General features: G+C 36.2%; 21 protein-coding genes. All 21 read right to left on the bottom strand.

The window, feature by feature from the left end; translation table 11 throughout:
- Positions 1-15 precede the first annotated feature (15 nt).
- The 21 genes from MHH69_RS07075 to MHH69_RS06975 all read right to left on the bottom strand — a co-directional run bounded on the left by MHH69_RS07075 (position 16) and on the right by MHH69_RS06975 (position 19,353).
- Positions 16-2,217, bottom strand: coding sequence for an outer membrane protein assembly factor BamB family protein (locus MHH69_RS07075; RefSeq protein ID WP_241559267.1), 2,202 nt, complete (start codon positions 2,215-2,217; stop codon positions 16-18).
- A gap of 179 nt (positions 2,218-2,396) precedes the next feature.
- Positions 2,397-3,071, bottom strand: coding sequence for a zinc metallopeptidase (locus MHH69_RS07070; RefSeq protein WP_122970991.1), 675 nt, complete (start codon positions 3,069-3,071; stop codon positions 2,397-2,399).
- 62 nt (positions 3,072-3,133) lie between these two features.
- The gene (locus tag MHH69_RS07065; protein ID WP_122970918.1) at positions 3,134-3,733 is read right to left on the bottom strand and encodes a DUF1405 domain-containing protein; all 600 of its coding nucleotides are present in this window, start codon (positions 3,731-3,733) and stop codon (positions 3,134-3,136) included.
- A gap of 114 nt (positions 3,734-3,847) precedes the next feature.
- Positions 3,848-4,636, bottom strand: coding sequence for a menaquinol-cytochrome c reductase cytochrome b/c subunit (locus MHH69_RS07060; RefSeq protein WP_122970917.1), 789 nt, complete (start codon positions 4,634-4,636; stop codon positions 3,848-3,850).
- A gap of 46 nt (positions 4,637-4,682) precedes the next feature.
- Positions 4,683-5,357 (bottom strand): menaquinol-cytochrome c reductase cytochrome b subunit, encoded by a 675-nt coding sequence (gene qcrB / locus MHH69_RS07055; protein WP_122970916.1) that lies wholly within the window; start codon positions 5,355-5,357, stop codon positions 4,683-4,685.
- A gap of 21 nt (positions 5,358-5,378) precedes the next feature.
- Positions 5,379-5,882, bottom strand: a complete 504-nt coding sequence (locus MHH69_RS07050) for a QcrA and Rieske domain-containing protein (RefSeq protein WP_122970915.1) — start codon at positions 5,880-5,882, stop codon at positions 5,379-5,381.
- Positions 5,883-6,036: 154 nt separating this feature from the next.
- Positions 6,037-6,486: a YpiF family protein gene (locus MHH69_RS07045; protein WP_122970914.1), complete on the bottom strand. Its 450-nt coding sequence runs from the start codon at positions 6,484-6,486 to the stop codon at positions 6,037-6,039.
- A gap of 189 nt (positions 6,487-6,675) precedes the next feature.
- Positions 6,676-7,233 carry a ReoY family proteolytic degradation factor gene (locus tag MHH69_RS07040; protein ID WP_122970913.1) on the bottom strand — a complete coding sequence of 186 codons (558 nt, stop codon included), beginning with the start codon at positions 7,231-7,233 and terminating at the stop codon, positions 6,676-6,678.
- Between the two features lie 16 nt (positions 7,234-7,249).
- The gene (locus MHH69_RS07035) at positions 7,250-8,485 is read right to left on the bottom strand and encodes a tetratricopeptide repeat protein (protein WP_122970990.1); all 1,236 of its coding nucleotides are present in this window, start codon (positions 8,483-8,485) and stop codon (positions 7,250-7,252) included.
- Between the two features lie 161 nt (positions 8,486-8,646).
- Positions 8,647-9,948 carry a 3-phosphoshikimate 1-carboxyvinyltransferase gene (gene aroA / locus MHH69_RS07030; protein ID WP_122970912.1) on the bottom strand — a complete coding sequence of 434 codons (1,302 nt, stop codon included), beginning with the start codon at positions 9,946-9,948 and terminating at the stop codon, positions 8,647-8,649.
- 32 nt (positions 9,949-9,980) lie between these two features.
- Positions 9,981-11,078: a prephenate dehydrogenase gene (locus MHH69_RS07025; RefSeq protein WP_341362002.1), complete on the bottom strand. Its 1,098-nt coding sequence runs from the start codon at positions 11,076-11,078 to the stop codon at positions 9,981-9,983.
- Positions 11,075-12,175: a histidinol-phosphate transaminase gene (hisC, locus tag MHH69_RS07020; protein WP_122970910.1), complete on the bottom strand. Its 1,101-nt coding sequence runs from the start codon at positions 12,173-12,175 to the stop codon at positions 11,075-11,077. Before hisC ends, MHH69_RS07025 begins: the two co-directional genes overlap by 4 nt.
- A gap of 17 nt (positions 12,176-12,192) precedes the next feature.
- Entirely contained in the window at positions 12,193-12,567 is a 375-nt protein-coding gene (gene aroH, locus MHH69_RS07015; RefSeq protein WP_122970909.1) for a chorismate mutase, read from the bottom strand.
- Positions 12,564-13,655 carry a 3-dehydroquinate synthase gene (gene aroB, locus MHH69_RS07010; RefSeq protein ID WP_341362001.1) on the bottom strand — a complete coding sequence of 364 codons (1,092 nt, stop codon included), beginning with the start codon at positions 13,653-13,655 and terminating at the stop codon, positions 12,564-12,566. Before aroB ends, aroH begins: the two co-directional genes overlap by 4 nt.
- Before the next feature lie 3 nt (positions 13,656-13,658).
- Positions 13,659-14,840 carry a chorismate synthase gene (gene aroC / locus MHH69_RS07005; RefSeq protein ID WP_122970907.1) on the bottom strand — a complete coding sequence of 394 codons (1,182 nt, stop codon included), beginning with the start codon at positions 14,838-14,840 and terminating at the stop codon, positions 13,659-13,661.
- 258 nt (positions 14,841-15,098) lie between these two features.
- A complete protein-coding gene (locus MHH69_RS07000) occupies positions 15,099-15,869 on the bottom strand; it encodes a CheR family methyltransferase (RefSeq protein WP_122970906.1) in 771 nt (256 codons plus the stop codon).
- Between the two features lie 120 nt (positions 15,870-15,989).
- Positions 15,990-16,241 (bottom strand): hypothetical protein, encoded by a 252-nt coding sequence (locus MHH69_RS06995; RefSeq protein ID WP_122970905.1) that lies wholly within the window; start codon positions 16,239-16,241, stop codon positions 15,990-15,992.
- A 108-nt stretch (positions 16,242-16,349) separates the two neighbouring features.
- Positions 16,350-16,766, bottom strand: coding sequence for a nucleoside-diphosphate kinase (ndk, locus tag MHH69_RS06990; protein ID WP_174232643.1), 417 nt, complete (start codon positions 16,764-16,766; stop codon positions 16,350-16,352).
- 116 nt (positions 16,767-16,882) lie between these two features.
- The gene (gene hepT / locus MHH69_RS06985) at positions 16,883-17,857 is read right to left on the bottom strand and encodes a heptaprenyl diphosphate synthase component II (RefSeq protein WP_122970904.1); all 975 of its coding nucleotides are present in this window, start codon (positions 17,855-17,857) and stop codon (positions 16,883-16,885) included.
- Positions 17,858-17,875: 18 nt separating this feature from the next.
- Positions 17,876-18,580 (bottom strand): demethylmenaquinone methyltransferase, encoded by a 705-nt coding sequence (locus MHH69_RS06980; RefSeq protein ID WP_341362000.1) that lies wholly within the window; start codon positions 18,578-18,580, stop codon positions 17,876-17,878.
- Between the two features lie 26 nt (positions 18,581-18,606).
- Positions 18,607-19,353 (bottom strand): heptaprenyl diphosphate synthase component 1, encoded by a 747-nt coding sequence (locus tag MHH69_RS06975; protein WP_341361999.1) that lies wholly within the window; start codon positions 19,351-19,353, stop codon positions 18,607-18,609.
- Between the last annotated feature and the right edge of the window lie 15 nt (positions 19,354-19,368).

Genomic DNA, 19,368 nt, shown 5'->3' with positions numbered 1-19,368 from the left:
CACCCCATTTATTTTTTATTCGTCTGCTTTTGTTAATACTTCATTTACATATTTAGCTACTGCTTCAATTTCTTCTTCAGTTAAATTTTCTCCAAAAGCAGGCATTACCTCTCCTCCATTTTTAACCTTTTCCACTACATTTTCATAGTTTTCGGCAAACTCACTTAGTTGTAAGTTCGGACCATTATGGCCATTTTCCCCCATATTCCCATGGCAAGATAAACAATTTCCTTCATATACTGAAAGGCCTAATTCATAAGGATCTGTTGTATCACCTGTTGTATCGGATTGTTCTGTTTCTTTAGGTTGTTCCGTCGTTACAACTTTCTCACCAGAACTTTTTTCAGAAGCATCAATCGGCGTTCCGTTCCATTTTCCATCTATTTTAAACGTATATACTTTATCACCGTGAACAGAACCGGCTAATGAGTTTCCTGCCGCAAAAATGGATAAATATTGTTCCCCATCAATTTCATATGTGACTGAAGGTGCATTTGCCCCTGCATCCATTTTATAGCTCCATACTTCTTCTCCAGTTTTAGCATTGTAGGCAATGAGTCGACCGTCATTATGTCCAACAAAAATGAGATCACCTGCTGTTGCAAGCACTCCAGAATAGGCATTGTCATCCCAAACAACTTGCCAAGCAATTTTATTTGTTTTTACATCCATTGCCGTAACGGTACCTCTTTGCGGAGCATCTGAAACAGGTACCATAATACTGCCAATGTACATACCACCCTCTTCGTATATATCTTCATCCATTCTTGATAAAGCAATATATCCATCCGTTCCTAAAACATAAAAATATTCCGTTTCAGGTGAATAAGCTGAAGGTGGCCAATTGGCACCACCAAATGCTGAAGGTTTTAACGTTACTGGTTCATCCCAGAACGGTGTGAAAATGGATCCAATTTTCCCTTCGAAATCATCAGCTAAATCCCTTTCTACATCTTCCTCCGTTACTTCCTGTGGAACGAAAGAGTCTCCAATCGGGAATGGCTGTGTCGGTGATGTTTTTTGTTCCGCCAACTGGGGTACTTCCTTTTCTTCAATTCCAATTAATGGTGTTCCATCTGTTCGATCTAAGAAGTAAATCCATCCTGTTTTCCCAGCTTCACCTAATGCTTTTCTCTTTTCACCATTGATTTCTACATCAAATAAAATAACCGGGTTCGTGGGATCTAAATCCCATATATCATGATGGACTTGTTGAAAATGCCAAATGTATTCTCCTGTTTCTGCATTTAATGCAATAATCGAATTGGCGTATAAATTATCTCCTTCCCTTTTACTTCCATCTAAGTCTGGTGATGTATTTCCGGTTACAAAGTAAATATAGCCAAGTTCAGGATCCACTGCTGGTGTATTCCATATTGGTGCTCCACCATGTAGCCAGTTTTTATCTTCATCGTCTGGCCATGTATCACCATTTTCTTCATATGGTGAAGGAATGGAATACCATCTCCAAACTTCGTGGCCATATTCTGCATCATAGGCCATTATCCGTCCACGAATTCCATATTCCCCACCAGCAACACCTGTATAAATTTTGCCGTTGTAATATAGAGGTGCACTTGTAATCGTATATCCTTCTTCCCAGTCAGCTACTTCTGTCTCCCAAAGAAGTTCTCCAGTTTTTTGGTCTAAAGCTATTAATCTAGCATCTAATAGGCCAGCATAAACTTTTCCATCTGCTACAGCTACTCCCCGAGTCGTCCAACCACAACAAACCGTGTCTAATTTCTGTTCAATTTCAGGGCGATATTCCCAAATTTTCCCACCCGTTTTAGCATCAAGGGCTAAAATATCATTTTCTGCCGTCGCAATGTACATTACACCATCGATTACGATAGGTGTTGCTTCACCTGAATATTTCATATCAAGACTTGCTCCAAGACTTGTTACCCATTCAGGCTTTAAATTTCCAATTGTTTCAAGATTAATTTGATCTAATTGTGAAAAACGGCGATTGTAATAATCACCCCCATGAGTCAGCCATTCATCCTCTGCGTAACTAACTTTAATATTCGGCTGACCCGGATCCCTTCCACTGCTTTCTTTATCATCTGAAGAGTCAATAATAAATCCACTTTCCTCTTCTTTACCATCCTCTACAATTTGTTTTGATAACACCCCTGCCCAATAAGCTAACCCGATAATAACAATAAATGTTATAAACCCAAACAAAATCATTTTCGTCCCACTAATTTTCATTGTTCTCCCCCCTTTATTTTCCTTTATGCAAAGCACTTGGTTGCGCTTTCATAACATCCAACGATTTCTATATTCTATTAATCTAGGTCTATAGATATTATTTGTTATAAAATATTTTGTAAAATAAATAAAAAAACCGACCTATAATAGGTCGGTTACATTTTGGATTAAAGTTATATTTAATCTTCTGATTTCATGTTTGTATATATTAACACTAAACGAAGTAACTCAAGTACTGCAACTGCTGCTGCAGCAACATATGTCATGGCAGCTGCACTTAATACTTTTTTCGCACTACGTTCTTCATTGTTTGAAATGATTCCTAGTGAAACCACTTCATTCATTGCTCGTCTAGAAGCATCAAATTCAACAGGTAAAGTAACAATTTGGAATAATACACCTGCTGCTAATAACACAATACCTAACAACAACATATTTGTACTTGCAGCAAAAATACCGATCATAACAAAAATCCATGATGCATTAGAAGAAATATTTGCTACTGGTACAAGTTTTGAGCGTAAAGTCAGGAAAGAATAGGCTTCCTTATGTTGAATTGCGTGTCCAACTTCATGGGCTGCAACTGCTGTTCCTGCGATTGATGAATTGTAGTAATTATCTTCAGAAAGGGCAACCGTTTTTGTCGCCGGGTTATAATGGTCTGCCAAAACACCTTGCGTTGGTACTACCCGTACATCAAATAATCCATGATGGTCTAAAATCATACGAGCAACCTGTGCACCAGTCATACCTTTCGTTGCAGGTACTTGAGAAAACTTTCTATAGGCGTTTTTTACTTTAATTTGTGCATAAATTGGTAAAATTAATATAATCAGAAAGTAAATTATATACATCCCTGTTGTCAATTACCCTCGTCCTTTCTTTAACTTACTATATTTATAATTTTAATGATTTACTATAACTTATGCAAATATTCACGCTTATTATATACAGAATAAGCAATGATAATGCAGACAATAGATAACCAAAAAGTAAAATAGCCAATATGATTTGAATATTGTTCTAATATTCGATAAATCGGCATTTGCCCATATACATAGTCAATTACGTCATTATGCAATGTCCAAATAGCAGCTATTGCAATATGAATCATCGTAAAACGATATTTCGCCATATACAGTAATCCTTCAACAGCCATTAAACCATGGGAAACAACAAGCATCCAACCAGCTAAACCGATGGATCCCGTTTCTCCTAAAGTTAGTAAATTCATGACCACTGCCCAAACTCCATATTTCACTAACGTAATGAGTGCTAATGCTTCAATTAATTTAAAATGTTTTCCAAAAATCCATCCAATGATTGCTATACAAAAAAATAAACTCGCTGTTGGACTATCTGGTACAAATATTAAAAATTGAGGCTCCGTTACAGATAATTGCCACCCATACCATATATAACCGTAAATTGTTCCAAAAAGGTTTATAAAGAATAATAATGTTAAAAATGAGCGATGAGTTAATAGAAACCAAGCTTGCGTTAACAATGACTTCATACCTTATCCCCTTTTGTCTGACAAATTTTATGTATTTTTTTCATGGAAGCTTATATGTAAAAAAGATAAAAGAGAAGAGAGTCAGTTTCCCGACTCTCTTTATAAATACAAATATTATTCTTCAGCTTTTAAGCTTGCGATAAATTCAGCTAAAACTTGAAGTTCTTCATCCGTACCTGCAAATTGACCAGCTGGCATTGCACCACGACCATTTTTAATTACTTCTGCAACTTCTTCAGCAGTTAATTCGTTACCTACTAAAGGAGGCGCAGCTCCTCCACCTTGCATGTCAGCTCCGTGACAAGCGATACAAGATTTACCTTGTTCACCAGTGAAGATTAAGTAACCTTCTGCAGTTTCATCGATTTCGATATCTACTTCTTCTTTAATTTCACCTTGTTTTGCTGCAGCTTCCCAGTCATGGTTAACTACAGATTCCCAAGTTAAGTAAACCATTGAAGCAAGCGCTAATAACATAAATGCTGTTGGCAATGGACGTTTAGATGGTCGACGTTCAGGACCTTTGTCTAAGAACGGCATTAATAATAACGCGCCAATAGTTAAACCAGGAATAATAATTGCTCCAACAATATTGTAAGGACCAGAAGCATAAGTATATTTTAATAATTGGTATAAGAATAAGAAATACCAGTCTGGTAATGGAATATATGAAGCGTTAGTTGGATCTGCCGGACCTTCAAGTGGTGAAGGGTGTGCGACAGTTAATAATAAATATCCAATTAAGAAAACGGCACCAACCATCCATTCTTTTAATAAGAAATCAGGCCAGAACGCTTCAGTTTTACCTGGATATTCGGAATAATCTTTAGGCATATTGACCATACGGTTATTAGCTTTAACGCGCGAGTCACCTACGAATTTCATCCCTTTTCCGCGATGCATAGTGTCCCCTCCTTTAAAAAATCATAGACCTTTCAAATGAACTAAATCATAGAGGTCCTGAAATACCTTGACGACGAATCATGATAAAGTGTGCTGCAAGCAATGCAAATAATGCTGCTGGTAAGAAGAATACATGAATAGCGAAGAAACGTGTTAACGTTTGTGCACCAATTATTGTTGCATCCCCTGCAAGTAAAACTTTAATCAGCTCACCAATAAACGGAACAGAAGCTGCAATCTCGATACCAACTTTTGTAGCGAATAGCGCTTTCATATCCCAAGGTAATAAGTATCCTGTGAAACCTAAACCTAACATTACACAGAAGATTAATACGCCTACAATCCAGTTTAACTCACGAGGTTTTTTATAAGAACCTGTGAAGAATACACGAAGTGTATGTAAGAACATCATTACGATAACTAATGAAGCTCCCCAGTGGTGCATACCACGTACAATTTCACCAAAGGCTACTTCGTTTTGTAAATAATAAACTGATTTCCATGCATTTTCTACGTCTGGCACATAGTACATTGTTAAGAACATACCGGATAAGATCTGGATAACAGTAACAAAGAATGTTAAACCGCCGAAACAGTATACAAATGCTGAAAAGTGATGTGCAGGGTTAACGTGCTCTGGCACTTCGTGGTCGGCAATATCACGCCAAATTGGAGTAATATCTAGTCGCTCATCGACCCAATCATAAATTTTATTTAGCACTCTTGTCTACCCCCTAACTAATTAAACTAAAGTATTTGCCATTTTTTTCCCAAGCAATAAGAAGCCATCTTTTTCTGATACTTCATACTCGTCCAACGGACCTAATGGTGGTGTACCCGGAACATTTTTACCAGTTTTCTCATAACGTCCACCGTGACATGCACAGAAGAATTGATTTGGGTGTGCTGAATCACTGTTCCAGTTTACAGTACATCCTAAATGTTTACACACCGGTGAAAGAGCGATAATTTTATCTCCTTCTTTATACACCCAAGCAGTATCAGTAACCTCTGATTTGTACCAAGCATCAACTTGTTCATATGAAAAGTCAACTTTTACTGGCTCTTCTGTAAGATCTGCAACTTTTGTACTTGTTTGTACAAAATCACCATCTGCATGTGTTTGTAGCGCTGGATCAATTGCAAAACGTACCATTGGCATTAAAATGCCCGCCGCCATAAATCCACCAACACCAGTTAAAGTGTAGTTAAGAAATTGACGTCTTGAAACTCGATTGTTACTCATCCTTTTCCCCCCTCTAACTAAAAGGTCAGTCCAACGGACATACTTTTACAAATAGTAATACTAGGACATATCTATGATATATCAAGAAAATAGGTTGGTCAATAATGCATTCAGTAGATTCGACAAGATTGTGAACATTTAATGAAACAATTTACTAACTTTGAGACCATTTGGTAGAAAGTATTGGGATGACTTGTTTAAGTTGCTCTTCAAGCACCGATTTTTTTACCCCACTATCCATAAATTCCAATGGAATTGAAGGTAACCATAGAATATCCATTTGCTCATTTAAGCTTGTCCATGAATGGTCTGTTGTAATAAAGAGGACATGTTTAAAACCTGCTTGATTCAGTTCCTCTTTTAATAACGAAACATTCAACCCACTTTTCGTTTGCTCTGTATAAGAAAATGGCGGGATTAGCATTAAACGCCCTTTAAATTGTTGTTCAATAAAAGAAGTAAGGGACATTAAAAATTCTGCTGCCGAACTACTTTGCTTCATCTTTCCTTCTTCAAAATCTAGAGATAATAATGGTACGAGAGCCGTATCGATAAAATCCTTTTGGCTTTGAAACTGTTGCACATCATTTACATTAAAAAACATTGCTTCTCCTCCATCTATATCAATATTTACTATTGCCAAAAATAATAAAAAATTATCATCTAAAAATAAAAACTATCTCTCTTTTATGTATGTATTCGTTTTACTAAAATAATATTAATCGAATTATCCAAACTTATCCAAACAATTTAATTCCCATTCAGCCGATTTTCCACGGCTGAATGGGAGAAATTAAAAGTTTTTTGATGTTTGTTTTAATGCTTGGAGTAAATTGGATAGCGAATAAAATCTTTCTTTATCCCCTTTATCTAATGCATCGTCAATTTCTTTTAACAGCTTTTCTTCTTGGAAAGCCAACAAGCTATTATTTAACATTTCTTCTGCAATGAGTCGATCCTTTTCACTAATGTGTAAAAATTTTGGCATATAAGGATTTTCCTCTAATACAGCTAAATACTGGCCACTTGGTGGTATGTTAGGAAAATTCAATTGGATATACATGCTTTCATTTGGATGTAATCGTAAATCATGAAAAGACTTCTCTGCATCACTTGTCATAATATTCCCTTTGTAGAAACGAAACGGTACCCCATTTGAATCAACAGATGACATAACGATTGCACGAGGACAATAATGGGCTTCTTCAACAAAGTGGATATTTTCCAACAAGTTATCATTACTTAATAAGTAATTTAAAATCCAAACACATTCTCTTCTTTTCAATTGGAAATTTTTCAGAAACCAACGAACAAAAGTTTTTTTATCTATAATCGGAACGGAAGAAGTCATTTTGCTATCCCTCCTTTTATTCAAGAGTGTAAAGCAGATCAATCCATTGTTGCTCAGTAGGTTCTAAAGCAATTAATTGATTAACAATATCACGTGCCTCGTCTCTTTTTCCTTCTTCTATCAAGAAATAACAATATTTTTCTAAAAACGACGGTTCGTCTTTAAAATCATTATATGCTACCTTGTAAATTTCGTATGCGCGTTCATACTGCTCATCTTTTGCATAAGCATCTGCAACTATTGGATATAAAGCGCTCCAGTCAAAATCATCGTTTTTTAATTCTTCATATAAATCGATAATTTCCCCGAAGCGTTCTTGATTTGCATAAATCGACATTAGCACTAAAATGGCTTCCATATATTCTGTATCTAAAGCAATCGCTTGCTGTAAATATTGAATTGCTTTATCTGGAAGATTATTTTTCAGCGCCATCTTGCCGGCAAATAAATAAAAGGATTTTTCATACTCATCCCGTTTTAAACCTTCTTCAATTATTTTCAGTGCTTTTTTGTTATCTTCTATCATCGCATAACTTTCTGCTAATAATAAGTAGGCACTAAAGTAATCGATATCCAATTCCTTCAAATCTTCTAATTGTTTAATGGCAAGTTCATATTTTTCTGATTGAAAAGCGGCATAGGCAGATCCGAATAATAAATCGGGAGTTACAGACTTTTCTAATGCTTCCATGTAATAGTCAAGGGCTGTTTCATATCCCCCACCAGAACGATAAACCTCCGCCAGTCGTTCAGCAAGTACTACCCCAGCTATTTCGCTCTGTTTTCCATGTAATTCTTCATAAATACGAGCCGCTTCGGTAAAACGTCCCGTTTCAAATAATAATTCCGCTTTAGCAAATTGTAATAATGGTTCGTTTGGCAATAACTCTAATGCCTCATTAATCCGTGTTTCAGCTACTTCATATAATCCTTGCATTTGATAATAGTCTGCTAGTAGTAATAAACTTTGAGGATATTCGGGAGACTCTGAGTCAATACCCATCAATAATTGCAGCGCTTCATCTTCTTCCCCTAATTCAATTAAGACGGAAGCTCGATCAATGGCCACTTGTGCTTCATCCGGAAATAAAAACTGTAAATGTTCATATACTCGATTTGCTTCCGGTAAATAGCCAAATTGCATAAGTAAATCTGCTATTTCATACTGAACCTCTGGATTTTCATTTAACAAAAACGTCTCTAAATACGTATTAACTTGTTGTAAATCACCATTTTGTATTGCTTGAATCATTTCATTCGTTGTATTTGTCAAATTTACTCACCTTTTTATTCATAGTCAATATACTATGCTACCGCACTCAATTAATAGAAACAAGAAAAAGGACCTGTCCCTTTTCGGGAAGATCCTACCTACTATAAATAGTAATCATCCAGTGATCAAGTGGACTAATTTTAGTATATTTCATTTTTTAGCTCACGAACATGGTCAAAGAACGAAGGATATGACACTGCGATACAATCTGTGTCATCTATTTGAATTGGTGACGAAGAAATGAAAGATGCGACCACCGACATCATACCAATACGGTGGTCTCCATAGGACTGTAATTGGCCTCCGCCAAGAGCCGTTGGTCCATGGATAACCATGCCATCATCTGTCGCTTCAATATTAGCTCCAAGTTTTTTTAGCTCTGTTACAACTGCTGTAATCCGATCTGTTTCCTTTACTTTTAGCTCTTCAGCATTACGAATAACTGTTGTTCCTTGTGCTTGCGTAGCTAATAAGGCAATGATTGGGATTTCATCGATTAGTCGTGGAATAATCTCTCCTTCAATCGTTGTAGCTTGAAGAGACGATGATCGTATCGTAATCGTTGCAGTCGGTTCAGCAGCATGCTCATCTTCTATCGTTACCGTTATATCTGCGCCCATTTTTTCTAAAACTTCTAAAATACCTGCTCTAGTAGGATTTACTCCCACATTTTCCATTGTAATTTCACTATTCGGTGTAATTGCTCCTGCAACTAAAAAGAAAGCAGCAGATGAAATGTCCCCTGGCACATTCACATGGGTTGCTTGTAATTGTTGCCCTCCTTGGAAGGATATAATCCCTTCCTGAACTTCAATGTTAGCGCCAAATTGCTTTAACATTCGTTCAGTATGATCCCGGGAAATCTCTTTTTCTCGGACAATCGTTGTCCCTTCTGCACGAAGTCCAGCTAAAAGAATGGCTGATTTCACTTGTGCACTAGCTACTGGCATCGTATAATCAATCGCTTTAAGTTTTGTTCCTTGAATAGCTAAAGGAGTATATTGTCCATTTTCACGACCGGCAATTTTCGCCCCCATTAAACGGAGTGGGTCCGTTACCCGTCGCATCGGACGTTTACCAATGGAAGCATCTCCAGTCATGACGGTATGCAAATGCGTACCAGACAAAATGCCCAGCATTAATCTTGTCGTTGTACCTGAGTTCCCAGTATAAAGCACTTCTTTTGGCTCTTTCCAATTGTCCATACCATCACTTTGAATGGTTACATCCGTGCCGTTCACTTCAATGTTCACACCTAGTTTACGGAAACAATCAATCGTACTTAAACAATCTTCACCAAGAAGAAAGCCGCTAACCGTTGTCTTCCCCTTCGCAATGGCTCCAAACATAATTGAACGGTGGGAAATTGATTTATCACCTGGTACAACAATCGATCCTTGAAGACGAATGTTTTGATTATCTAAAACTTTTGTAGAAGACATGTAAGTACTCCTTTCAGAAACAAATGTGCCGATTACGAAACATACATTTCATAATTTGTTTTTTTACTAATACATTTTTCAGCTTTATCACGATCATCTGCATTTTGGAAACTAATGACTAAAATACCGAAAAGGTCTTCCCGCGCTTCCACAACTCGAATGTTCGTTATACTAATTTTTTCTTCAGCTAAATATCCAGTTAACTCTGATATAACACCTGGATAGTCAGGGATATCGACATATAAATCGTAAGTTGAATAGAATACACCTGTTGAAATGGGTAACTGATCCCTTACTTCTTTTGCAGTTGCAAAATATTCTTCAATTGCCGATTGATCCAGACCAATCAATAAAGATTTTACCCGGTTCATTTCAGCTAACCATAAATTTAATTGGGATAGTAATTCCTCACGATTTTGAAGTACAATATCTTTCCACATTAGTGGGTTAGAAGAAGCGATGCGCGTAATATCACGAAAACCACCAGCAGCGAGTAAACTTGTCATCGGGTAACGTTTTTGTTCTGCATCTAATTGATGAACAAGGGAAGCTGCCACGAGATGTGGAAAGTGACTAACAACTGCTGTCATATGATCATGTTCATGGGCATCTACTCTAACTAATTTCGCTAAAGTAAATTTTAATAATTGTTCTAATGCATTGATGTTATCTTCTTTTTCATTGTGTAAAGGTGTTAACATGTAATATGCATTTTCAAATAAATGGGCTTTTGCAGCTTGAACACCACTTTTATGGGAACCAGCCATAGGATGTCCCCCTATAAAGGTAATCCCACATTCACGAAGCTCTGCCCCTTTTTCCATTATTAACCCTTTTGTACTTCCTGTGTCCGTTACAATGACATTTTTCTTTAACGGCCATTTTTTTAATTGTTCTAACCATTCAATAGTCGCATTGACAGGTGTTCCGAAAATAATAATATCTGCCATGCTCGCAGCTTTTAACACATCATCCACTACTTCATGGACAATTTTTAACTTTGCAGCTTGGGCTCTTGTCTTTTCATTGTAATCGTAACCAAATACTTTTGTATAGGGGGCTTTTTGACAAGACAAAGCAATAGAGCCCCCAATTAACCCTAATCCAATTACTAAGACATTACGTGTCATGCAAAAACCCCTTGTTCTGTCAGCACTTCTTCAAGTAAAGATAAAAACTTTTCATTTTGTTCTTCTGTACCAATTGTTACACGAATATATCCAGGGGCTTCTAACGCATTACCGCTTCGAATAATAAAACCGCGTTTCATCATTTCATTGAATACAACATCACTATCAGCTTTTACTTCAAATAATATAAAGTTTGTTTGGGATGGGTAGTAATGGAAATGATGTTTTTCACAGAAACGAACAAATTGCTTTTTCCCATTTTCATTTTTTTCTTTACAAGAACGGATAAATTCTTGATCTTCTAAAGCTACAATCGCTACTTTATGGCTTAATATTGTATTATTAAATGGCGCACGAACTGGATCAAGTTTTGCAATAACTTCTTCGTTGGCGATGGCATAGCCTACGCGGAAAGAGGCTAAACCGTAAGCTTTTGAGAATGTACGTAAAATAATAATATTAGGATATTCATGTATAAAAGGAATGGAATTTTGATAATCCGGTGAATCAACATATTCAAAATAAGCCTCATCGAGAACGACTAATACATCTTGAGGAACATTTTGTAAAAATGTTTGTAATTCATGATGATGAACAATCGTACCTGTTGGATTGTTAGGATTACATACCCAAACGACGGAAGTATTTTCATCAATTGCTTCAAGCATCGCCTTTAAATCATGTTTGCCATCTTTTAAAGGTACTTTTCTTACTTCTGCGCCTTCAATTTCAGCATTATGACTATATTGGGAGAAGGAAGGGGTTGCCATTACCGTGTTTACTCCCGGATATAGAAGGGCACGGGTAATAATTGCTATTATATCGTCTGAACCATTTCCAAATAGTAATTCCGTTTCTTTAACTCCTAAATGATTTGCAACAGCCGTACGTAAATTTTGTGCATATCCATCCGGATATATCGCATGATTTGTATTTTCATTATTTAAAAATGCCTTTACTTTCGGTGAAAAACCATAAGGATTTTCATTTGAGGCAAGCTTTACTACTTCATCTAAGCCAAACTCTTTTTTCACTTCTTCCATCGGTTTACCGGGTTGGTAAGCTTTCATTCCGAAAATTTGTTGTTTCCACTTCATATAAACGTCTCCTCTACCTATTTGTTTGTCTCTTGTACTAAATCAGGTCTCAGCACGACTGCATTATTTAAATAAACATGACGAATTTCCTTTTGGCTTAGATCCGTATTGACATGCACTAATACACGAATACACATTGGAAGAGCATTTGGGACATTCATCTCATGAGTACACATTGTCGGAACGTATTGCCACCCTTCAATGGAGCGAACCGCCTTAGCTGGAAATCCTGAAACTAAATCCGTCGTAGTAGAGATGAAGACCGAAATAATATCTTCCGGTTGTAATTGATTAAGTCTTACAATCTCCTTCATCAAAATTTCAGTTTCGTTATAAATTAATTCTGGTTGATCCGCTGTTACCGTCGTTGCCCCTCTAACTCCTCTAATCATTTACATACCTCCATAACTAACGCTCGGAACTCGCTATCTACGTTTCTACATTCAGCTAGTTCAATTGGTTGCATAAAAGGCGTTCCAATTTTACTAAGTAAAACGAACTTTAACTCACCATATTCCGCCTTTTTATCTTTAACGATAAATGGTTGTAATGTTTCAAACGGATATTTTACTACTTGTTCAAACGGATACCCATTGTGATAAGCGTATTGTAAAAATGATTTCGTAAATGAACGATTAATTTGACCATAACGCTCACTTAATAGTAACGCATAAACCATCCCTATCATGACCGCTTCACCATGGGCAAGTCCCCCATATCCTGCTGCCGCTTCTAAGGCATGACCATATGTATGACCAAAGTTCAAATACTTTCGAACAGATTGTTCTGTTTCATCTTCAGTTACAATTTTCGCTTTTACTTCAATTCCTGATTTCAAATGAAAAGCTAATTCATCCTGTGCCATTTTATTTAGGGAAGGACAAGCCATTAATTTTTCTAGCCATTTTGCATCGGAAATCATCGCATGTTTTACGACTTCAGCCATTCCAGAACGAACTTCCCGCTCATTTAACGACTGTAAAAAATGAATATCATAAACAACCCCTTCAGGCTGATAAAAAGCACCAACTAAATTTTTCCCTTGAGGATGATTGATAGCCGTTTTTCCACCTACTGCAGAATCATGAGCTAATATAGTCGTTGGAATTTGAATAAAAGGGATTCCACGCATAAATGTTGCTGCAACAAATCCGGTTAAATCGCCAACTGCTCCGCCACCAAATGCAAATAAAATTGATTTCCGAGTACCATTTTTTTCAATTAAAAACGTATGGGCCCTTTTAAAATTATCAAAGCTTTTACACTCTTCCCCTGCAGGCATTACAAAAACTTCAAAAGGGTATGGAAAATGATCTTTAAAATAAGTGCCTTGATTATTCCATACATTTTCATCTGTCAATACGAATAGTTTATCTGCCTTATTTATTATATCTTTATAGGATTCCATTGCAGTCGTTAGTATTTCATTACCAATTGTAACGTCGTACTGATGGGAAGCTGTATTAACGGGGATTTTCATCAACTAAAACTCCTTCGCAACTTTTCTCATCTCGTCAATTTGAGCTTTTAATTGGGGCAATTGATCACTATGGAATTGATCCACAATAACACTTGCAATTTCCCAAGCAATGACATTCTCGGCAACAATAGAAGCAGCTGGTACTGCACAACTATCAGAACGTTCCACACTTGCTTTAAATGGTTCCTTCGTTTCGATATCTACACTTTGAAGCGGTTTATAAAGAGTAGGGATTGGTTTCATTACGCCTCGAACGACAATCGGCATACCCGTGGACATACCACCTTCTAACCCACCTAAACGATTTGTTCTCCGTGTATATCCCATTTCTTCATCCCATAAAATTTCATCATGAACTTCTGACCCTTTTCGGCGGGCCATTTCAAAACCAATGCCAAATTCTACTCCTTTAAATGCATTAATCGAAAGCATCGCTTGTGCTAGTCTACCGTCTAATTTCCGGTCGTAATGTACATAAGAACCAATCCCAGCAGGAAGACCTTCCACAATAACTTCAACTACTCCACCGATGGAATCTCCTGCTTTTTTCGTTTCGTCAATCATTTGTACCATTTTTGCAGAAGCTTCCCCGTCAACACAATAGCATGGATCTTGTTCTACGATCTCACGTATTTCGTCTACAGATTTCCCTTCAATTTTCGACGTATCAGCTTTAATACCTGCAATTTCCGTAACATGACTTACAATTGAAATTCCTAATTCATTTAGCAATGCCTTTGCAACGGATCCGACAGCTACACGAACCGTCGTTTCCCGTGCACTAGAACGTTCTAATACATTTCGCAAATCACGATGTCCATATTTAATACCACCAACTAAATCAGCATGTCCAGGACGAGGACGGGAAATTTGGCGTTTAATCTCGTTAGGATTTATATCTTCTGGTAAAGGATCTGCTCCCATAATTTTTGTCCAATGCTTCCAGTCATCATTTTTCACTACTAATGCAACAGGCGAACCTAATGTTTGTCCATGGCGAACACCACCAACGATTTCAACTGTGTCCGTTTCAATTTGCATCCGTCTACCACGTCCATGACCACCTTGGCGACGTTTTAAATCATAATTTATTTTTTCTGACGTAATTGGTAAAAGGGATGGTAACCCCTCGATAATAGTTGTTAATTGGGGTCCATGAGACTCTCCTGCAGTAAGATAACGCATAAAACACTTTCTCCCTTCAACTCGCTAAAGTATGTATTTTTTACTATAACATATTATACATTAAAAATCAGTGGCAAATTTGAATCGAAACATAAATAGTACCGAATATTCAGAAATACGTATATAACGGTGCATTTTTTCATGTTAAGTCGACAATAGTAAAAATACGCTTTCCGTTTATACGAAAAGCGTCATTCCATTTCAAAAAAGTTTTAAAGTCATATTCACTTAACACTTTCTTTTCACAAACGATTTTATTTATATTTTTCGATAGAAAAATGTATCCACTACTTCAAATCCATAACGGCTAGGATTAAAAATTTGTTCCGTTGAACCTACAAATAATACCCCACCAGGACGTAACGATTGACTGAACTTTTGATAGATTTGATCTTTTGCTTCCTCTGTAAAATAAATCATTACATTTCGGCATACAATTAAATCTAAATTTGAATCGTATGTATCCTTCAGTAAATTATGTTTTTTAAAAGTGACTGTACGTTTAATTTCATCCTTCACCTTGAAGAATGGCCCTTCTTGAATAAAGTATTTATGTTTCACATCATTCGGCACTTCATCAAGGGAACGTTCAGGATATAGTCCAAGTTTTGCCTTTTGAATGACATTTTCATCGATATCAGTTGCTAAAACTTGAATTTGTGATAATGGTATATGATGGGATAATACCATACTAATTGTATAAGGCTCCTCACCAGTTGAACAAGCGGCACTCCAAATTTTCAATCGCTTATTATGATTTAATAATAACGGAAAAATTTTGTTTTGCAGCACATCCCAACGTTTGCCATTACGATAAAATTCCGAAACATTAATCGTCATGCGATCTAAAAATTCATTCATTAAATCCCGATCTTTTTCGAGGGCATGTAAAAATTCAACAAAGTTTTGATAACCCTTTTTTTCGTAAAGAGATGTTAAACGTCGCTTCATCTGAGCTTCTTTATATAGGGCAAGGTCAATCCCTGTCTTATTTTTTATACCGGCAATAAATTGTTCATAATCTGACATCGATCCATCTATCCCCTCATTATTCGTAAATTTATTATAGCGAAATTTTGTAAAATCTGAAATATATATCATTCCAACTATATTGATATCGTCATGGGGATGGAAAATATAACAGTTCTATTATTGTTTTTCTTGTAACAAAGGTTGTTTAGTAGTATCCAATGCCAATTGCTGTCTCGTTTTTTCTATTTCTAAACGAAGCTTTTCTGTTTCAACAAGGAAGCTTTCTTGTCTTAATTTTTCTAATTTAACCTCTTGTTTCATCGCTTCTATTCTATACTTGGATTGTTTATTTAAGTAATCCGTAACAATCCCAGCAGTTGATACGGTCGTTATAAATAAAAAAGTGCAAATTACGATAATCGTTCCCATTAGAAACCTCCACTTTATTTTTCCATATTTCGCTAATTATTCTGTTAATTTACACTAAAAAAACAACTATCGCAAGTAAACGACAGTTGTTTTTTGTTTTGTATAAAATTAAGCTAAGCCTTCACTGAACCATAAGCTAATTTCACGTTCAGCAGATTCTACTGAATCTGAACCGTGGATAATGTTTTCAGCAACTGATACAGCGAAGTCACCACGGATAGTACCTGGTTGAGAATCAGCTGGGTTTGTTTTACCCATCATTGTACGAGCTAATGAAATAACATTTTCACCTTCCCATACCATTGCGAATACTGGACCAGAAGTGATGAAATCAACTAATTCACCGAAGAAAGGTTTGTCCGCATGTTCTGCATAGTGAGCTTCTGCGATTTCACGGCTAGCTACCATTAGTTTAGCACCTTTTAATTCAAATCCGCGACGTTCAAAACGATTCACGATATCTCCAATTACTTGACGTTTAACACCGTCTGGTTTAATCATTAAAAATGTTTTTTCAATTGCCATGTTTATTTACACTCCTTAAATTCTAATAAGGCATTTACACCTACCGATAAATATTACCAAAATAACTTAGATACATCAACTAAAACCAATATATACCGAATTTTTAATGAGCTATTTTAAAATTTTCGTTTACCAATAAATAAGGCGATATCCCGCAATTTCTTTTTCATAGGATGATTTGGTAAAGCCTCTACTTCCTTCAAGGCTTTTCTTAAATATTGATTGCTGATTGTAATAGACTGTTTGATGGAATCGGAATTTCGAACAACCTTTAACATTTCCAGGCGACCGCTCTCTGTAACCTCTCCTACAGAAGCTTGGTCTATAAATTGATCAATTGTTGGATTTCCTTTTAATAAAAGAATCGGCAATGTAATATTTCCTTGCAATAAATCACTACCTGCAGGTTTACCAAGCTCTTTGTCAGTAGCCGTAAAATCTAAAATATCATCTACGATTTGATAGCTCATCCCTACAAAATAACCAAATCGTCTCAAGTGACCGATGCTTTTATCATCTAATCCACCAACGACCGCACCTAACTCACAACTAGACTCGATGAGTAATGCAGTTTTACGTTTAATACGACGAAAATAATCTTTTAAGTTTTGATCTTTACGAAACTTATCTTCTATTTGTATAACTTCACCATTACAAATTTCAACCATTGTTTTAGCTAAAATCTGATGAACTCTTTTATTTTCGATAGATGTCACATACTCCAATGCCCGCGCAAAAATAAAGTCACCTGTATACATGGCAACCCGATTATTCCATTGGGCTTTAACAGTATGTGTACCCCTTCTCAAATCCGAATTATCAATAACATCATCATGGACAAGAGATGCCATATGAATTAACTCTAACGGCACTGCTATGTTTTTCACCTTATCAATGTTATATTGCCCAAACTTAGCACTAACTAAAACAAATACAGGGCGAATTCGCTTACCACCAGATTGTAGTAGATGGAGAGAGGCATCATTTATCAAGTGCGAAGACGAGTTTAACGCTTTTTCCAATTCTTTTTCGATGATGTCTATATCCGATTTCAAATCGGAATAGAGTATTTTTAACTTCATCTTTTCCACGCGTGAAACCTTCTCCCCCTAATGTTCTTTTTTAAATCCCATATGCATAGCAGCTGCCCCACCGCTATAACCTTTATAAGTTACCTTTTCAAAACCAGCATCTTGAAACATTTTGGCAAGTTTTTTCATGCCTGGGAAATCACTTGCAGATTCTTGTAACCAAGAATATTCTTTATAGCTTTTAGCAAATAGCTTACCGAATAAAGGCATAATATGATTAAAGTAAAAACGAAATAGTTGTCTATATACAGGAATTTCAGATTGTGACGTTTCAAGACAAACAGCCATTCCACCCGGCTTAAGAACTCGATTCAATTCCCGTAACACTTGCATATAGTCCGGAACGTTACGAAGACCAAAACCGATTGTCACATAGTCAAAAGTGTTATCTTCAAAGGGAAGTTCCATTGCATTTCCATGAATTAATTCAACCTGTGGATAAGGAACAACCTTTTGTTCTCCTACTTTCAACATATTTTGACTAAAGTCCAATCCTTTTACAACACCGTTTTCTCCTACCGCTTTCGCTAAAGCGACGGTCCAGTCCGCTGTTCCACAACAAACGTCTAAACATTTAGAGCCCGGTTTTACATTCATACGCTTCATCGTATCTTCACGCCATTTGACATGTAATTTAAAACTAATGACGGAATTCATTTTATCGTAGCTTTCGGAAATGCTTTCGAAAACTTCGTGTACATGTTGTTCTTTCGATTTTGCCATTTTTTCAAAACCTTTCTAGCGCTAAATTAATTCAGCGCAATTTGTTGCTTTATGTATAACTTTAAATCGTCTTTTAATACAGTAGACGATTGAAGATATTCGTTTAATAAATTTTTAAGAGATGAAATTTGTTTCTCGATCATACTCTCAAATATTTTTTCATCCTCAGCACTTTCAATCATTTTTTTAAATAAAATAGATGGTTTGCCTTGTTGGAGATGACGATATTCCTCAAGTAGTTGAAGCAACAATAATCCTGTATGCATAAATGTACTATATTGTTCAAATTGATAAACTTGATAAAATCTTTTAATTAGCTCAGTTTGTATGACTGAAATCGTTTCATACCATTGGTCCATTGTATATTGATTGGATTCATATACTTTCATTTGATGTTCACAACGACTTACAATACCTTCAGAAAGCTGTCGAATTAATGGAATGTTTCCAGAACGAGCTAAAATTTCATAATAACGTCCACTATAAAAATCCCCCGACAGAACTGTCAGCTGCTGCTCTTTATCTAATGCATGTTTTTCGTTTATTTTCTCATGTTCATAAAGAGAGGCATGGACGATCCCTACTGTAATAGCGCTTTCGTCTATTTGTTTACTCCATTTTTCCCCATTCAAAAATGGTAATAATAAATAAAACAATTGATTTTCATTCACCACTGGTGTTCCAGTATACTGCAGTAAAGTTCTATGACGAACATGCATGAAAATATTTGTTTTTAATTGTTCTATTGATTGTTGAATGTATGTTGCATCCATAGATATTACTCCATT

It is taken from the genome of Ureibacillus sp. FSL E2-3493 (genome assembly GCF_038077515.1).
Lineage (GTDB): Bacteria > Bacillota > Bacilli > Bacillales_A > Planococcaceae > Ureibacillus > Ureibacillus halotolerans.
Note: the sequence above shows the minus strand (reverse complement) of the source record. Positions and strands in the feature narration are given on the sequence as shown.

Coding starts and splice junctions, on each gene's coding strand:
- MHH69_RS07075 (WP_241559267.1), bottom strand. CDS start 2,217: ATGAAAATTAGTGGGACGAAAATGATTTTGTTTGGGTTTATAACATTT.
- MHH69_RS07070 (WP_122970991.1), bottom strand. CDS start 3,071: ATGTATATAATTTACTTTCTGATTATATTAATTTTACCAATTTATGCA.
- MHH69_RS07065 (WP_122970918.1), bottom strand. CDS start 3,733: ATGAAGTCATTGTTAACGCAAGCTTGGTTTCTATTAACTCATCGCTCA.
- MHH69_RS07060 (WP_122970917.1), bottom strand. CDS start 4,636: ATGCATCGCGGAAAAGGGATGAAATTCGTAGGTGACTCGCGCGTTAAA.
- MHH69_RS07050 (WP_122970915.1), bottom strand. CDS start 5,882: ATGAGTAACAATCGAGTTTCAAGACGTCAATTTCTTAACTACACTTTA.
- MHH69_RS07045 (WP_122970914.1), bottom strand. CDS start 6,486: ATGTTTTTTAATGTAAATGATGTGCAACAGTTTCAAAGCCAAAAGGAT.
- MHH69_RS07040 (WP_122970913.1), bottom strand. CDS start 7,233: ATGACTTCTTCCGTTCCGATTATAGATAAAAAAACTTTTGTTCGTTGG.
- MHH69_RS07035 (WP_122970990.1), bottom strand. CDS start 8,485: ATGATTCAAGCAATACAAAATGGTGATTTACAACAAGTTAATACGTAT.
- aroA (WP_122970912.1), bottom strand. CDS start 9,948: ATGTCTTCTACAAAAGTTTTAGATAATCAAAACATTCGTCTTCAAGGA.
- MHH69_RS07025 (WP_341362002.1), bottom strand. CDS start 11,078: ATGACACGTAATGTCTTAGTAATTGGATTAGGGTTAATTGGGGGCTCT.
- hisC (WP_122970910.1), bottom strand. CDS start 12,175: ATGAAGTGGAAACAACAAATTTTCGGAATGAAAGCTTACCAACCCGGT.
- aroH (WP_122970909.1), bottom strand. CDS start 12,567: ATGATTAGAGGAGTTAGAGGGGCAACGACGGTAACAGCGGATCAACCA.
- aroB (WP_341362001.1), bottom strand. CDS start 13,655: ATGAAAATCCCCGTTAATACAGCTTCCCATCAGTACGACGTTACAATT.
- aroC (WP_122970907.1), bottom strand. CDS start 14,840: ATGCGTTATCTTACTGCAGGAGAGTCTCATGGACCCCAATTAACAACT.
- MHH69_RS07000 (WP_122970906.1), bottom strand. CDS start 15,869: ATGTCAGATTATGAACAATTTATTGCCGGTATAAAAAATAAGACAGGG.
- MHH69_RS06995 (WP_122970905.1), bottom strand. CDS start 16,241: ATGGGAACGATTATCGTAATTTGCACTTTTTTATTTATAACGACCGTA.
- ndk (WP_174232643.1), bottom strand. CDS start 16,766: ATGGCAATTGAAAAAACATTTTTAATGATTAAACCAGACGGTGTTAAA.
- MHH69_RS06980 (WP_341362000.1), bottom strand. CDS start 18,580: ATGGCAAAATCGAAAGAACAACATGTACACGAAGTTTTCGAAAGCATT.
- MHH69_RS06975 (WP_341361999.1), bottom strand. CDS start 19,353: ATGGATGCAACATACATTCAACAATCAATAGAACAATTAAAAACAAAT.